The 14,821-nt window shown below is 54.4% G+C and carries 13 protein-coding genes; 6 read left to right on the top strand and 7 right to left on the bottom strand.

Annotated features, from left to right (window positions below; all coding sequences use genetic code 11):
- Positions 1-52 precede the first annotated feature (52 nt).
- Positions 53-1,180, top strand: coding sequence for a site-specific integrase (locus tag AC0Z2B_RS08880; protein WP_476296080.1), 1,128 nt, complete (start codon positions 53-55; stop codon positions 1,178-1,180).
- Between the two features lie 163 nt (positions 1,181-1,343).
- Here AC0Z2B_RS08880 and AC0Z2B_RS08885 read toward each other — a convergent pair whose 3' ends face one another.
- Together AC0Z2B_RS08885 and AC0Z2B_RS08890 are read right to left on the bottom strand one after the other, a co-directional pair.
- A complete protein-coding gene (locus AC0Z2B_RS08885) occupies positions 1,344-1,667 on the bottom strand; it encodes a type 2 periplasmic-binding domain-containing protein (RefSeq protein WP_476296082.1) in 324 nt (107 codons plus the stop codon).
- 231 nt (positions 1,668-1,898) lie between these two features.
- Complete coding sequence (locus AC0Z2B_RS08890; protein ID WP_476296084.1) at positions 1,899-2,099, bottom strand: hypothetical protein; 201 nt, start codon at positions 2,097-2,099, stop codon at positions 1,899-1,901.
- Positions 2,100-2,416: 317 nt separating this feature from the next.
- Here AC0Z2B_RS08890 and AC0Z2B_RS08895 point away from each other — a divergent pair, with 317 nt between their 5' ends.
- From AC0Z2B_RS08895 to AC0Z2B_RS08915, 5 genes are all read left to right on the top strand, one after another.
- Positions 2,417-3,715: a GTPase-associated system all-helical protein GASH gene (locus tag AC0Z2B_RS08895; RefSeq protein WP_476296086.1), complete on the top strand. Its 1,299-nt coding sequence runs from the start codon at positions 2,417-2,419 to the stop codon at positions 3,713-3,715.
- Positions 3,716-3,905: 190 nt separating this feature from the next.
- The gene (locus tag AC0Z2B_RS08900) at positions 3,906-4,691 is read left to right on the top strand and encodes a TRAFAC clade GTPase domain-containing protein (protein WP_476296088.1); all 786 of its coding nucleotides are present in this window, start codon (positions 3,906-3,908) and stop codon (positions 4,689-4,691) included.
- Positions 4,692-4,694: 3 nt separating this feature from the next.
- Positions 4,695-5,531, top strand: coding sequence for a TRAFAC clade GTPase domain-containing protein (locus AC0Z2B_RS08905; protein ID WP_476296090.1), 837 nt, complete (start codon positions 4,695-4,697; stop codon positions 5,529-5,531).
- Between the two features lie 4 nt (positions 5,532-5,535).
- Positions 5,536-8,022: a GAP1-N1 domain-containing protein gene (locus tag AC0Z2B_RS08910; RefSeq protein ID WP_476296092.1), complete on the top strand. Its 2,487-nt coding sequence runs from the start codon at positions 5,536-5,538 to the stop codon at positions 8,020-8,022.
- A 26-nt stretch (positions 8,023-8,048) separates the two neighbouring features.
- Entirely contained in the window at positions 8,049-9,149 is a 1,101-nt protein-coding gene (locus tag AC0Z2B_RS08915) for a caspase family protein (RefSeq protein WP_476296093.1), read from the top strand.
- A 240-nt stretch (positions 9,150-9,389) separates the two neighbouring features.
- On the opposite strand, the gene AC0Z2B_RS08920 is transcribed toward AC0Z2B_RS08915, so the two are convergent.
- The 5 genes from AC0Z2B_RS08920 to AC0Z2B_RS08940 all read right to left on the bottom strand — a co-directional run bounded on the left by AC0Z2B_RS08920 (position 9,390) and on the right by AC0Z2B_RS08940 (position 14,684).
- Complete coding sequence (locus AC0Z2B_RS08920; RefSeq protein ID WP_476296095.1) at positions 9,390-9,557, bottom strand: hypothetical protein; 168 nt, start codon at positions 9,555-9,557, stop codon at positions 9,390-9,392.
- Between the two features lie 210 nt (positions 9,558-9,767).
- The gene (locus AC0Z2B_RS08925) at positions 9,768-10,055 is read right to left on the bottom strand and encodes a helix-turn-helix domain-containing protein (protein ID WP_476296097.1); all 288 of its coding nucleotides are present in this window, start codon (positions 10,053-10,055) and stop codon (positions 9,768-9,770) included.
- A gap of 756 nt (positions 10,056-10,811) precedes the next feature.
- Positions 10,812-11,348, bottom strand: coding sequence for a hypothetical protein (locus tag AC0Z2B_RS08930; protein ID WP_476296099.1), 537 nt, complete (start codon positions 11,346-11,348; stop codon positions 10,812-10,814).
- Positions 11,349-11,926: 578 nt separating this feature from the next.
- Positions 11,927-12,856 (bottom strand): TniB family NTP-binding protein, encoded by a 930-nt coding sequence (locus AC0Z2B_RS08935; protein ID WP_476296101.1) that lies wholly within the window; start codon positions 12,854-12,856, stop codon positions 11,927-11,929.
- Positions 12,837-14,684: a Mu transposase C-terminal domain-containing protein gene (locus AC0Z2B_RS08940; protein ID WP_476296103.1), complete on the bottom strand. Its 1,848-nt coding sequence runs from the start codon at positions 14,682-14,684 to the stop codon at positions 12,837-12,839. Before AC0Z2B_RS08940 ends, AC0Z2B_RS08935 begins: the two co-directional genes overlap by 20 nt.
- Positions 14,685-14,821 lie beyond the last annotated feature (137 nt).

Genomic DNA, 14,821 nt, shown 5'->3' on the forward strand with positions numbered 1-14,821 from the left:
GATAATTAAATGTTATCCGACGTTATATTATCGAAACTGGAATTATAATACGTTGAACGTAACAAATATTACAGATCAGTTTTTACTGCTCGATGAACCGCCTCTGGACCCGCATTTCCTAGCGCTCAGCGCCCAGGAAGCGGCTGCCGCGTTCGTCGCCGCCGGTACGGCCGCCAATACGGTCCGCAGCTACCGCAGCGCCCTCGCCTACTGGTCGGCCTGGCTGCAGCTGCGCTATGGCCTGGTGCTGGGCGAGACACCGCTGCCGGCGACGGTGGCTGTGCAATTCATCCTCGACCACTTGGCCCGGCCGCTCGCCGACGGTACCTGGGCCCATCTGCTGCCGCCGACGATCGACGCCGCACTGGTCCGCGCCCGGGTCAAAGCCAACACCGGGGCATTGGCCTACAACACCGTCAGCCACCGGCTGGCAGTGCTGACCAAGTGGCACCGGCTGCATGACTGGGAGAGCCCCACCGACGCGCCGGCGGTGAAAACCTTGCTGCGTGAAGCCCGCAAAGCCCAGTCGCGGCAAGGCGTGGCGGTGCGCAAGAAGACCGCGGTGGTGCTCGAACCCCTGCAGGCGATGCTCGCGACCTGCAACGATGGCGTGCGCGGAATCCGCGACCGCGCCCTCCTCCTCCTGGCCTGGAGCGGTGGCGGTCGACGGCGCTCGGAAGTGGTGGGACTGCAGGTCGGCGACGTGCGCCGGCTGGACGCCGACACCTGGCTCTACGCCTTGGGCGCGACCAAAACCGATACCGGCGGCACGCGCCGTGAAAAGCCGCTGCGCGGCCCCGCAGCTCAAGCGCTGACGGCCTGGCTAGCGGCAGCTCCCGCTAGCAGCGGCCCGCTGTTTCGGCGGCTGTTCAAGGGTGGCAAGGTGGGGACAGGAGGACTGTCGGCTGATCAAGTCGCCAGGATTGTGCAGCGTCGCGCCCAACTGGCCGGCCTGGAGGGGGATTGGGCAGCGCACAGCTTGCGTTCGGGGTTCGTTACCGAAGCCGGCCGCCAGGGCGTGCCGCTCGGCGAGGTGATGGCCATGACCGAGCACCGCAGCGTCAGCACGGTAATGGGCTACTTCCAGGCTGGGTCACTCCTGGACAGTCGGGCCAGTCAGCTGATCCGTGACCAGGAGGATGGAACGCAGCCTGCATCACCTAGGGCCGCAGCAGACTGACTGGCGTCGCTTGTTCACGCGCCCTGGCCGCCTTCACCCCGCCTATTGGCGTTCGGACGCAATGGTCAGAGTCCAGCACCACCGAATGTCATCGGTTCAGGTGCTGCGATAATCACCTGGTCGTGCTCTATCCGCAGCGCGAAGTGATGGCGGTCCCGCGCACTCACTTGGCGAGAAGGAAGGTCGAAACCGCCATCCCTACCCGCCGAATCCGATCACTGATAGGCAGAGCGATAAAGTCTTCTGGAATGGTTCCACCGTACCGGATACCCGCATCGGCTCTCGCTGGAATGATATCGACCGTCCGATCATCTACAGCAATTTCCACAACAATATCCGGATAGGCATCGAGAAAATGCGGCAGGCATTTGGTAAACAGAAGGCAGACATTGATGCGTAGTCGTCTGGCAGGCCTATCCCGATGCTGGTCAACTTCCGCCAATGCCCCGCCGATCGCCTCAAAGCCCACTGCCAGGCACTTGGCCAATGTCGCTCCAGCGTCAGTTGGTGACGCCGTGCGGCTACTGCGATTGAGCAACCTGACGCCCAGACATGCCTCTAGCCGACTCAGGCAGCAGCGTAAAGCCTTGGTCCTGTTTCACCAACGCGGGGACGGTGGGCAGGTAATTGGCTTCGATGCGTCGATTCAGGGCCAGGCCGGCTTACTCGAACAGGCGCTCGATCTTCTGACGCACGCTGCTCTGCCGGCTGGTAAGAATTATCGGAAGGCCGTCCAGGCCCATCTCTGCCAGGTCTTCGCGGCACGCCAAGGGGGGGCAGCCTCCATGAACAGGTAACGCCGATGCTTCAGCATCTGCTCGAACACCAATCTAGGCGCGTTGCGCGTTGCCACATCCAGGCCGAAGCATACCGCACTGTCGCGCACTAATTCGTTGACGCCGCCGTCACGGTTGAGCATACCGTCGGCACACTGGAGCCCTGGGTGGTGGCCACGCGCTTCCGCACTAAATCCTTGACGGGGTAAGGACCGAATTGAGCCTGCATTTTTGCGATCGCTTTGGACTGTGGCTGTCAGTCGATCGTAGAGTAGTGGGTGAACGATTACGGCCACTTCACGATCATCGGGGTGTTATTATCGCCGGCCAAAGGGACGCAATCTCGGGGTCAATCAGATCATTCATGCTTGACGTCGCGGGAGTTTGTAGTCCCCAGTGTTGAGTCAAGGGGCTCAAGTAGCATTTTGCGGCATCACAACAAAGGTCGGGAGACCAAGGAATGGAACAAGAATTTTTGCTGAAGTTTCTTGAGATTGGAGCTATTGACCTCAAAGGCGATGACACCAAACTAGAGAAGCTTCGATCCACGGCCAAAGACCTGTCGGCCAATCTTCGAAAGTCGCCCTCAAAGACAGCCAGCTTCACGATGGTGGCGGCCGACCCAAACATTCCAGCTACGGACTCGACCGTAGAAGAGGCGATGACCCACCTTCGTAAGCAATGGGAAACTGTTTCAAATGCGTTTTCTGCGCGTCCTGTTGCAATCTTACGTGCCGTTCTTCTGGACGCGGTCATGCAGGTAGCTCGTGCAGATGATACGGTTGCCGTTGCCTTCGTCAATACGGCGCGCAATGCGCTGTCTCACGCCGAAACCTCCGACGAAGCTGAAATTTGGCGCGAAGCTATCAGTGAAATCGAGACGAAGGTCGATGCCCGTGCCGAGGCGGAGTGGGCAACGCCTGAGATGATCACGGTAGACCCGTTGCAATATACGCCGCCAGCCCCAGTGACTACAGAATACGAGGTCCCCACGGTTGATCGGGACACGCTACGAGACAGCGTCTTTTCCGCCGCGGGACCGTGGGGAACTAACAACCCAAATCCGCATCAGTCGAACCAGCCCCAGCACTGGGCTCCAGGATTTGCAGACCGAATGACCGCCGCCATCGCAGAAGCGCTGAATGGGATGGCCGAGGAGCTTGCGCCCGTGCCAATCGACCTATCCGGTCCGCTATCTACGCTGGCGAAGGCGGTAACCGCTCACGTTGACATGGCTCTTTCCAGCTTCAGCGGCGCGACTGCTGGTCTGCAGCGCCGTACCAATCTGCTTTGGTGGAAAGAGGCGCTGTATTCCTCCAGCGCTCACGCGAGCTACCTCGACCTGCCACCTTTCGAGGCCTCTGCTTTGATGGCGCTCGACCTACACGAGCAGGTACCCACCTATTCGCCAGCGAGCGTTTCGGCCTTCCTACGGGAGGCGATTCGCTGTCTTCCGGTTGTGGATGACGGGCAGAACAACGGCGAGCGTGACGTCGCGAGCCTAGTAGACGACGCCAGGACAATCGCATTCATGCAGCCTTTCCGCGTGCTGGCTGCTAAGTACACACCCGAACCAATTGGGCGAGGCCCGTTGCTGGCGTTGATTGGGCATCTGAGGGGGGCAGGCGCAATCGAAGCCGCAACTCTGCGTAACTTGGGTGGCCTTGACGCTTCCACCAAGATGACCCCATCCGAGTGGGGAACATACTTATTCCGTGAGCTTCAAAGCGCGCGCGCCTTGAGCGAAAGCCCAACCTAACGGGTCGAGAAGAATTAAAACACCTATGGACAGATGCCCTCACTCCAACTGTTTCGCTGATGACAACACGACTTGCACGCTGGGCCACATCCGGCTCGACCTGTGCCCCGACTGGAAGCGTGGATGCCAAGGTGAAGCAGCCGCTTCGACTGATCTCGACCAATTGCTCCTCCCATGGAGCAGTCTGGCGATGGGTGAGTCTGACCTCAACTTTGTCAGTGGAAAGATCAAACCCATCACTGTCGGTATCGTCGGCCCCGAAAGCGCAGGCAAGACGACACTTCTTGGTGCGTTCTATCTGCTGCTGGGGCAAGGTGCACTGACTGATGATGCCAATTTATTCAGTAACTCATATACGCTGGCAGGGTGGGAGGCCGTGGCGACGTATTTGCGTTGGAAACCAGGGCAGCCCCCGAGCTTTCCGCCCCATACACCCAGCGGAACGGCTCGAGCACCCGGCATGCTTCATCTTGGCTTTCGTCGTGAAGACGGCTCGCTACGCGACTTTCTTTTTGCCGATGCACCCGGAGAGTGGTTTCAGAAGTGGGCGGTCAACGAGCAGGCTGCAGATGCGGAAGGAGCCCGCTGGATTGCCCGGCACGCAGACGTCACGTTACTGATTGCTGACCGTCAGGCTCTTGCTGGGCCAAAAATGGGGACCGCTAGGAACGACTTTCAGCTACTTGCTCAGCGTGCGGTAGCCGAATCTCGCGGACGACGCATGGCTCTTGTCTGGACAAAGGGGGATGTAGATGTGGCAGAAGCGATGCAAGCGCAGATCAGAAAAGCAGTGGCCTCGCACTCAACTCGCGTTCCTGAGTTCGTCGTCAGTGTATCAGCTAGCGGCGAGGTCGATGCTGCAGAGGGCTTTCGCGACGTATTTAACTGGGTTCTCTCCACTAAGCGCGCTGGGGTGGATTTACCGGTGACGAAAGTCAGTGGCCATGATCCACTTTTTCGATTTGGTAGGAGATAGTTAGTGGCTGCACAACACACCATCTTGTTAGTTGGCGAGTCAAACGTCGGCAAGACTCACTATGGGGCCCAGTTTTTGAAACGGCTCATGGTGAAGTCGTGCAAGCTCATGATGACGGGAGCGCCAACGAACCTTGAGGCATTCACTACGGCTCTCAGTTGCCTGACTGAGGGGAAGAGTACCGACCACACTCCGGCTAATATTTATACCGAAAGCGTCTGGCCGATTACGGACGATTCAGGCCGGTATGCCGAATTGGTTTGGCCAGATTACGGCGGCGAGCAGGTTCGTAGTCTTGTGACGCAACGCCGGATCCCGGCCTCCTGGCGTGATCGCGTGGTCGAGGCCACAGATTGGGTAGTGCTCATTAGACTCCATTCTCTTCGGTCCGAAGACGATTTGTTCTCGCGACCGCTGCAGTCATTTGCTGCAGTCGAGCCGCAGGGCGAGGCGGCAGCGTATGAGCTGTCAGATCAAGCAAGGACAGTGGAACTCCTTCAAATGCTGCTCTATCTAGCGCAGTTCAATTTGGATCGGCCTCTTGCCAAACCTCGCTTGACCGTCTTGCTCAGCTGCTGGGATGAGCTTGAAACTACGGAGATGCCGGCTGACCTCTTGGCGTCTCGACTGCCGATGCTGTGGTCATTCGTACGCAGCAATTGGGCATCGCCTACTGTTCTTGGTCTATCAGCTCTGGAGCGGGCGCTCAGCCAGACACATGCAGACGAAGAGTACGCAATCCGTGGACCTGAAGAGTTCGGTTACGTGGTGCTACCCAACGGTGTGAAGAGCCCGGATATCACACTACCGATCCAGCAATTGATGGCAGGCAGGACATAAGCGCATGCGAGTGGAGCAGGCCGTTTATGGTGAGATCCTTGGCCGTGGTCACGGACTGAGAACATCAAGCACGAATGCACCGGTAGCTGCTGCTATCGCATCAAAACTTGACTTGCCAGATGTCGTACCCCCAGGCGTCCAAGGTTGGTCGCCATTTCTTCGCGGCTTTCCCATCGACGACCACTACGTTCTTGCTCGCACGTTCCTTGATTCGAGCGCATCGCGAGGCGGCATGGTGCTAACTCATGCACTAATCCTCAGCTTGGACGATATGTGTGAGGTGGCAAGCATGTCCGCGCTATTTGGTCACCTGAGCGCTTCGATCACAGAATGCCATGGCTCGGTGGTAACGCTTGAATTTGACAATCCCGGCAGCAACTATCCGCCGGCCGCTGACTTGATCGGTACAGCCAACGCGTTGACAGCCCAAGGACTCGCTCCAGTTGTCCGACTGGGCGTCCAGGGATTCGAGCACCTCGTTGATTCACTGTGGAAGAATCTCTGGCCAGCCTTAAGACGAACCTTCGCGTTCCGGCTGAGCTTCGGGCCGAACGACCTGGTGGAGCAGCCCACGCCGGCGCTTGTATGCACGCCAGAGCAGCTCCAAGCTCGCTGGACAAAGCATCGGATGGTCAAGCCAGATGATCAAACCCCGAATTCTGAACCCGCTGGAATTCTCTGCGGCCAGCGCGACGTGCAGCCTGTCCTGGCTCTCGCCGAGGACCTGGGCCTTGGAGTTCATACGCTCAGAGAATTGAGCCGGCTTGAACGGCTGCAAACCCTCCTCTCTGCCGGCGAAAGGTTCGATGATTTGTTGGCTGCGATACGGCTGGTAGACGGCCTCTCAAATCAACCGATGTTAGGTGCAAGCATCAAGGACAAGCTCATCGGTCGGCTCACGGCATTGACTCCAGGCGCAGACTGCAAACAGTTGCTGCTAACGAGGAATTTGGCGCTCTCTGGCTTTGCCAATAGGCAGTCGCTGTGGTCGGCTGTCGAACTCCTCGTTAGTAACCTCGGATTTGCGCCTGCGGACGACAGCGACTTAATGCAGGTAGTCGCAGCTGCCGCTGATGAGGATCTCGCATTGCCGTCGTGGCGCGCTGCGGTGACAGCCGGCTTATCGACTGCCGCTCGTCGAGATCGGCCCGCTATGTCGCAAGCAATTTGGAGATGGACCGAACGTAGCCAAGCCGCATTCGCCGTGGCTCTAGGTATCCTACCAGTGGAAGCGGCAGTTGAGCAGCGGCTGGCGAGGGAAGTGCCAGGAAAACTCCACGTTACCACTCCAGCCGTCCTATTATCGCCGCTGCTGAAGAAGCGCTGGCTGACTGCGTACGGCGCCGTACTAGCTTCAACGCTCCCCCCTCTCGCTGCCACAGGCCAGCAGCTTGAGGTGGACAAGGACCCAAACCACAGTACTGGTTTGCGGGCAGCCCTTCGGTACGCAAACCCATCCCAGGTGTTGGAATGCGTTCTCACGCATAAGGACTTGCGCTTGGTTGGACTATGTGCAGACCTTGCGGCAGCCCACCCCCAGATCTTGGCTAACATCAGCTGTGACGACATCATAGAGCAAAAGGTGTGGGCCGCCGCGATCGGCAAGAATTGTTCCCTGTGGAGCGCACCAAGCAATGCCAACGGTGCGCGTGACACTGTTCTAGCTAAACTCGTCGAAGGGCTCCCCGTTGACACCGACTTACTCGAGATGCTGGCAAAGACCCCATTAGCGGACCTCCACGCCACCCCGCAGCGGGCGCGACTGTGGTCGCTTCTGCCCGCTTCGCAGCGTGACCACTACCTGCAGGCAACGGCATCCGCCTGGCTGAAAGTCGCGGCGAAAGGCGCGGAGGTGACTTCCCCTGAAGCACCTCTGGAGCGCGCAATCATAGTGAGCTCAGACTTAGGCTCATTGCTTAAGGACTCATCAGTGCCGGTTGATGTGAGTTTAGCAATTGTCAGTGGCCTCCCGTCGCTTCCCGAAGAGGTGTTTATTGCATGGCTAAACAACCTCTTGAATGAAGCTCGCATGCTTTCTCACGCGGATTTTGAGTTGCTGGGAACGCTAGTGGCGTGTCGGCATTGGAAGCGCGCGGCTACACATCTTTTGGACCGGCTTGCCGATCGTCCAGACATCAAGCCAGCGCTAAGGCTGTGCGCAGACTTGTTTAGCTTTTATACGCGTTGGAAGCTTGGAATCTCAACACTAAGTGCTGCCGAGAAGTGGAAAGCCTTCGAAGATGAGGCCCGTGAACTCTACCCAAGCGGTCCGGACAGCGATGAGCTCTGGTCACGCGCCGGAGGCAAGAATTCCGACCTGCCCGGACGGTCTCAAAATGGGGCCACACGTTGGCACACTGCATTGAATACAATCCGTTTCGGCGGCCGGCCGACTGCACGTGATCTGCTTAAAATTATGTGCGGGGACTTCCCTATGAACGAGAAGCTGCGTCTCTATATCAGCGACACGGACATTGTTGGCCGGCGTTGAAACTCCCACATACCCATGGTTGAAACATGAACACAACTGGCTACCCGCAAGGCCACGCCCTTCTAATCGGCGTGGCGAATTATCAGCAAATCTCCAGACTACCTGCCGCGATTCTGAACGACGTCAATGACGTCGCGGCGACGCTATCATCGCCGAAGCACTGTGGCTACCCTCCCGCCAACGTCGTCACTCTTTTAGATGCTAACGCTACTCGGGCAGCTGTTTTGACGGGGCTAGACGAACTGGCGACTCGGGCGGGGCCTGATGATACAGCCTGCGTGTTCTTCTCCGGCCACGGTGGCGTCGTGGGTAGTCCAGGAAATGAAGACAGCGTGCTGGTCACTGTGGATAGCGATCTCGCTGACATTGAAAACACATCCATTAGCTCGAATGAGCTAGCTGCTGCACTTGCGAAGATCAAGGCGAAGCGACTTCTGGTCTTCATTGACGCTTGTCATGCTGGAGGCGCTGCGATCTCGAAGAGTTTGACTGATGACAAAGGCCAAGAGGTCAAGTCTGGCTATAGCCAAAACACCTTCGCAAAGCTGGCAGTTGGCAGCGGACGTGCACTAATGGCATCGTGTCGTGCTGACGAAGTCTCGTCCGTGTTTGCCGGCGCAAGGAACAGCGTATTCACAACTGCACTGTTGGCGGGTTTACGCGGAGCTGCCGACCAAAGCGCAAGCGGCTTCATCAAGGTCTTTGACCTGTTTAACTACGTCTCCCAGGAGGTACCCAAGCTTATTCCAGGCAGCCAGCACCCAATTTTTAAGGCCGACAACGTTGAAGTAAATTTCGCTGTCGCGCTGAGCCAAGGTGGGAAGAAGTCGCCGTACAGTCCTGAGATCACGCTACCGGTGCAAGAGCATCTCCCATGGTCGGCGCTAGAGAAGGTCTTGGTCGAGCTTTACCCATTCGGGCCGCGTGACCAAGAGGCATGGAGCCGCGCCGGAGGTGACCTCTCACGTATCCAGTTTCATCCCAGCGGCCAGGCTGCTTGGCATGCTGCGCTTCGTACGCTGAAACAGGGCGGGGGTGGCAGGAGTATTAACTTCGATAGCTTGCTTGGTACAGCAAAGGAAGATTTCCCGAACCATCCTCAACTGGCGATGCTTCAGGCGCCTTAAATACGGCGGTTTTTCCCTATTAGGGGGCTGGCCTCTTAGTATGGAAGAGGCCACTGCCGTCGGATGAGCTATAGATTGTGAGCCCCGACGCCGATCAAAAAGCAGGCCTTTAGGCTCCTAGCCAGAACGCTCTTTCGGTCTTGGCAAGAATCAGTGTCCAAGCAAAAAAAAAACGGCGCTTTCCCTGCTGGTAAATCGCCGTTTTTTTTATTAGCTTGCAGGCAGCTTTTTACGGTGAAGTCATTTTTTACCAGCCAACCGGCCTACTGGCTCAAACTCTCGGCCTTCGGCCAAGGCAAGATCGAGAAAACGGCTGGGGTTGTTAGCCCGCTGAGTCAGCGTTGCGCGTGCTTCCGCCTGAAAACGAGCAACCATCATTCGCTCCGGTTCGTGTTTTTGCTTGCTCATGGAGACCTCGCGAGTCTAAAGGGGTAAACAGATAGTATTGCGGTTTGACTACTATGACAAACCTGTCTGTCTACGCCAGCTTCATAATCGACCAGCCCAAGCCCCCTCCTAAGGCCACCAGTACCAATGCGCGCGGCCAAGCAGGCCGCGTGCCCCTTATAAGACGTACAGTGGGGAATCACTAGGATGCCTCTCCCAGGCCGGTCCCGGTCAGCACAGGTCAGCAGCACCCCGAGTCTCTTCCCGGATAATTTCGAGCAATGATGTCAGCGTAAGCGAAGAATTGGCGGCCAAGAACGCCTCCGTCATTAAGGTCAACGGATGTACCTCCAACACGGAGGCCAGCTCCACAACCTTCTCAAGCGTGGGGCATTTGATACCCCGCTCAAGTGTGCTGAGGTAGGTGCGACTACTAATTTCCGAGAAGTCTTCCTGAGTGAGACCGCTTTGCTGTCGTCGAGCACGGAGTGCCGCGCCAAACGCCTGTTTTATCTCCATTTTTCATCGCTCGCAAAAGAAACGATGAAGCCTTCGCGATCACTTTAGGGCTACAATCTATAGTGTTCATTTTTCGAAGAGATTTCCCAATGTTTTTTACACAACCGGCTGCGGAACTACGGCCAGCCCTACCCTTCGATCTGAAAATCAAGCGGTGGGCGGTCGTCGAGCGGGACCTGGAAACCCCTTGGTTTCAGATGACCATTCGTGGGAAGGAGGGGGAGGTAGACTTTTCTCGGACGCTGTTGGTCTCGGATATAGACAAGGTGGTACGACTACTAGACTGTGGCTCATTCGCCGCAACCGTCAGATCAATCATGATGGTCATCCCCCCGGCTATGAACGGATCAGAGCTGTGGAGTATGGAGCAGATCGCTGCAGTTGAGAGCGCTCGCGACGTTCTTTTGGATCGATGGGTTTACCGACTGGTCACCGAGCAAGGTGAGTTTGAAATGCCTTGTCAAGATTCTTCCGTACGGCAGATCTACTACGCCGACGTTAATAGAGCACGCGCTTAATCACTGAGCCCGCGACCTCGCCTCTTTACGCTGGACGCAAACCTGCCGCGAACTGAGCGTTAAGCAGTGGGGCCGCACCATCAGCACTGTAATGGTTGCAGTCATACTCGTTCTCACACTTGTCCGTTTGAATATTTCTCATTACTGAAATAAAGGGCATTGTCAGATCACACATATTTTTCTGACTACTACAAATACATCTGCGCAAGGCAATTTACGTTCAACGGGACGTTCCAAATCAATGCTTAATAAAAAATGGACTGTAGTTGACCGGTTTGCCAGCCAGTAGGTGGCCAAATGTGCTCAAAATCGTGTCGCTCCAATGTTGAGAGCGATCTTTCAACCATTCGAGGTATTCAGTGCTCCTCCAAACCTCACTAAGCATCCTCCACCAGAGATGGTGAACCTCAGGGCGCTCCATCTCAAACCCAAACGGCCCTTCGCGGCTACCAAGGTGCCATATCAATCTGCACGCCGGAACTTCAATGAATAATCCAAGCAGAGCGAACATAGCCATGCGGATGGAGCTGTTATGCTCACCAATATCAAAACATAAAAAAGCTTTACATCCAGCCGCTGGCAATTGAGTGGAGCTGAGCGACGACCAAGATCTTATATTTAGAATCTCTGCAATATATGCCTGCGAATCTTCCGAATCGCACCGCTTTTTACCGATCACGGCAATTAGATCCCCCATAAATTGCTCCAGCTCTTTGGCACAAACAGGCACCTTCCCTTCGCCGATCAGAAATTTATTTTCAAGCACACCTTTCATGTACCACCTCTGAAAGTGAAATGCCATAAGCTTCAAAATATTATATGTTCTACCAGTCAACGCTTTCATCTGGCACATTGAAAACGCCTGCTTTGGCCTCCACAAAGATAAAGATTGCCTAGGGGCGCCAAGCATCTGACCACGAAGTGCATTAATAAGTCCCTCAGCCGCCGATGTACTTCCGTAAGAAGACAGCAAGCTTCCATGAACTGGGCATATAGTGAACCACCAATAAAACCAGCAGTCTCTCATCGAAGGCCTACGATATGATGCGAAGTCATCCATCAAGCAATATTCGCACATCACTTGTCTACGGTTTGGCTCAATTCTCAACCAATCGCCATGGGATTGAAAAGCGGATTGTAAAGCATATTTATCATCCCCCAAACACCTCGAAGCCTTAGACCAAATCCTATTTGTCAGAGGCTGGTCTACATCGGCAATCCCTAACGCCTTAAGTGCACTGATAGCCCGGACAAAAGGGAGAGGATTTTTAGCCCGAGCTCCCCGCTCCAGCCAACTGGAAAGCGCCTCACCGGGTATGGGTTTGATTAATCCCGAGAAACTTGAATGGCTTCTCATTCTTCAAAGGTATCCAGGTAAGGAGGGATGTTTATCGCTTTTTGCAAACACGAAAGATCAATTTTTTCCTTTCCTTCAATGATAGCCCAAACTGCGCCTCGGGTAATCCGTTTGACGATCGCATCAGTTACACCTGAAGTTGATTGCAGCAAATACTTAACCTTATCCTGCGCCCACAACTCCGAAGGCCTTTGCAATGGCAATAAGCTTTCATATCCTGCCAGAAAAGATCGAAATCTTTCATCCTCTTTCCAGCGTGGCAAATCGTATGTTTCAAAGCGCCGCTCTAACTGTTCGTCACTGCTCACAGCGTTAACGGCTTCGTTTGTACCGAACGCCACAATAGATAGCGACAACGGAGGGCCGCTTAACGCTCTCAAGAATGCCAAGTTTTTCCGTTGATCAGTTCTATTGGCATTCAGCAAGTTGTGAACTTCATCAATTAAAACAACGCGCATTTTCCTTAGGTGGACTAGGCGCCTAAAGGAGTCTGGCACTAGGCCGTTCCTGATTCTCCCGATAGGGACTCCCAGCGCCTCGCTAAAGCACTCTTCAAATCCTCCTAGAGTCGGATCGGGGGCTAGCGAAAACGCAATATACCCTTTCTGTTCCGCATGGCGCTTCCGAAGTGTTTCAAGATCCGCCTGAACTTTAGCGAACAGGCTACTCTTGCCCATGCCAGGTGGTGCGGCCACCAATATGCATTGTGCCTGAACTTTTGGAGGCATTTCGTAGACCGCTCGAACCACTCCTCGGATAGTATTAACGTCTGGGTAATTAATCCAATAGTCCCTGTAGATTAAAGATATTCGCTCGCCCGCATCCAAGCGGGCTGTATGCTGCCGAGCAGGCGATATATGGTCTAGATTAATAGGAGCATTATGCATTTTGCGCCTCTTTAAACCATCATTGATCTTCAATATCATACGCTGTCGGTTTGCGACTATAATCAGCCGTTGCTGCTGGAGACGCTACCAGAGCAAGCTCATTAAGTGGGTGACTTGGGTCGGTTCGCCGGATCTTATTGCGCTCGCTAGTTTTTCTGGCTTTTTTCGTCCGAACCCGAGCTTGCTGAACCAACTCTTCATTTTTTTTGACAAGCTTAAAAACTTCTTCAGGAGCAACTCTTCTGTTGCTTTCCAAATTCAACTTATTTCTGGCCAGGGTGAATTCTGATAACGACGCATCCGGCAGACGCAGATCAGAATATGGAACTTCAAGGTAGTGGCGCTCTCCTTCAGGTAGCACCCAAATCTTGCTGAGGGACTCAGGATCGAATCGAACACTACATTTCGTTCCTATATCAAAGTTTCCAAGCGCCTGAGAATAGTAATCTAAGTTATGTATCCTTATACCACTTCTACCAAGGACTCGTGCCTTCATGGGCATAAAATCAATCAGTAGTCGCCGTTTGTCCTCAACAATGGGTGGAAAAACAAGCCCGCCATCAGGCTGCCTGAAATGACGCTCCCACTGGTGCAAGGGCGAGCAACCCAGCGCAGAGTGCTTTTTTTTATGATATATCTCAATCTCCGTAACAAACCAATCACGTAGTTCGGAAAGTGTTAAGGCGGAATATTTTTCACTTTGGTAATCTCCCTTGGCCTTGATGTCGGACATGGTAGTGCCTGGCAACAAGTGGACTTTTCGCATAAATGTACCAATCAAACGTTCTATATGCGCTCCATTGTATGCCTTCCCTTTGGGGCGATACGTTAATTCAATATTGTATCGCCGACAACTATTCGAGAGATTTTTAGACTTGAATTCTTTGGCGTTGTCCACATGGATCCTCTCGGGCACGCCATAGAAAGGGTATTCACACGCCTCCATCTCTATTTTTTTAAGCCATTGATCTTTTGGTAGCAGGGCATGAGAAATACACAAAGCCACGGACATCGATGAAGGGTGCATTAATGACAGATGTATGCCTAGAATTGCTCTAGTGAAAACATCAATAGCAATTGTTGCCCAAGGTCGCCCTAACGGCCAGCGTTGCTCACCTCCCACGATAATACAATCCATCAAAGCGTGGTCTATCTGCACTAGCTGCAAGGGGCGCTCCAACATCAACTTTCCGCCTCGCACTTCGAGCTGCTGGCGAGCAGCTTTGGCCCCTACAGTTTTCTTTAGCAACTCTTTTTTGGGTCGTTCTTTTATTCTTTGCGTGACCGTGCTCTCACCAGGTGGAGGCAAAGACAGAAAAAAGCACTTTTCCTCTACTTTCTTAAATATTTCCTGATAGCTGATCCCTGGGCCATTGTAATACTCATCTATGGTCTCACAAATAACTTCCTCTACCTTTTCACCAATGATCTTAGTGCCCTTTGGGCGACCGCGGCGCTGAGGAATGAGACTTAATGCGCCAATAGATGTATCCAGTTTATCTAGAAGCCTATAGACTTGTGAGGCACTAACTTCCAGAGTAGTAGCCAGACCTTCAATATCACTCTTAGGAATTCCCCTTCTCCCTGCGAATGGGCTTAAAATATCATAGCGAAATGAGGCCAAATCAATATCAATTTGGCGACACTCTTCAATGAGAGGCGCCCCCTCACAGTTAGGCGAATCCTGATCAGGCTTGCCTTCGAGCGATCGAAACTGAAGTCCGATGTCACCAGGCGCCACTAGAAAAATTTGTCCTGTCTCCGTATCTCGGACGCGGATTTCTGAGGGCGATTCGGTACCGATGATCTCTACCTTCCGGCTGCCGACCAGCACTACAGCCCCGGGCGTGATGTTGATCTTTTGCACAGATTTCTCCGTACTTAATTATGCGAGGATCGCCAGAAACGCAATTAAATATGCGAAAATTGTAGCTCCGGTAACAAAAACAGCAAGGGCAAAGGAAAATGTACTTATTTTTCAATAGGTTGCGCTTTCGCGTTTTT

The organism is Pseudomonas sp. GYB4201 (genome assembly GCF_056312595.1).

Coding starts and splice junctions, on each gene's coding strand:
- AC0Z2B_RS08930 (WP_476296099.1), bottom strand. CDS start 11,348: ATGAAAGGTGTGCTTGAAAATAAATTTCTGATCGGCGAAGGGAAGGTG.
- AC0Z2B_RS08910 (WP_476296092.1), top strand. CDS start 5,536: ATGCGAGTGGAGCAGGCCGTTTATGGTGAGATCCTTGGCCGTGGTCAC.
- AC0Z2B_RS08890 (WP_476296084.1), bottom strand. CDS start 2,099: ATGCTCAACCGTGACGGCGGCGTCAACGAATTAGTGCGCGACAGTGCG.
- AC0Z2B_RS08920 (WP_476296095.1), bottom strand. CDS start 9,557: ATGAGCAAGCAAAAACACGAACCGGAGCGAATGATGGTTGCTCGTTTT.
- AC0Z2B_RS08900 (WP_476296088.1), top strand. CDS start 3,906: ATGGGTGAGTCTGACCTCAACTTTGTCAGTGGAAAGATCAAACCCATC.
- AC0Z2B_RS08915 (WP_476296093.1), top strand. CDS start 8,049: ATGAACACAACTGGCTACCCGCAAGGCCACGCCCTTCTAATCGGCGTG.
- AC0Z2B_RS08895 (WP_476296086.1), top strand. CDS start 2,417: ATGGAACAAGAATTTTTGCTGAAGTTTCTTGAGATTGGAGCTATTGAC.
- AC0Z2B_RS08935 (WP_476296101.1), bottom strand. CDS start 12,856: ATGATATTGAAGATCAATGATGGTTTAAAGAGGCGCAAAATGCATAAT.
- AC0Z2B_RS08925 (WP_476296097.1), bottom strand. CDS start 10,055: ATGGAGATAAAACAGGCGTTTGGCGCGGCACTCCGTGCTCGACGACAG.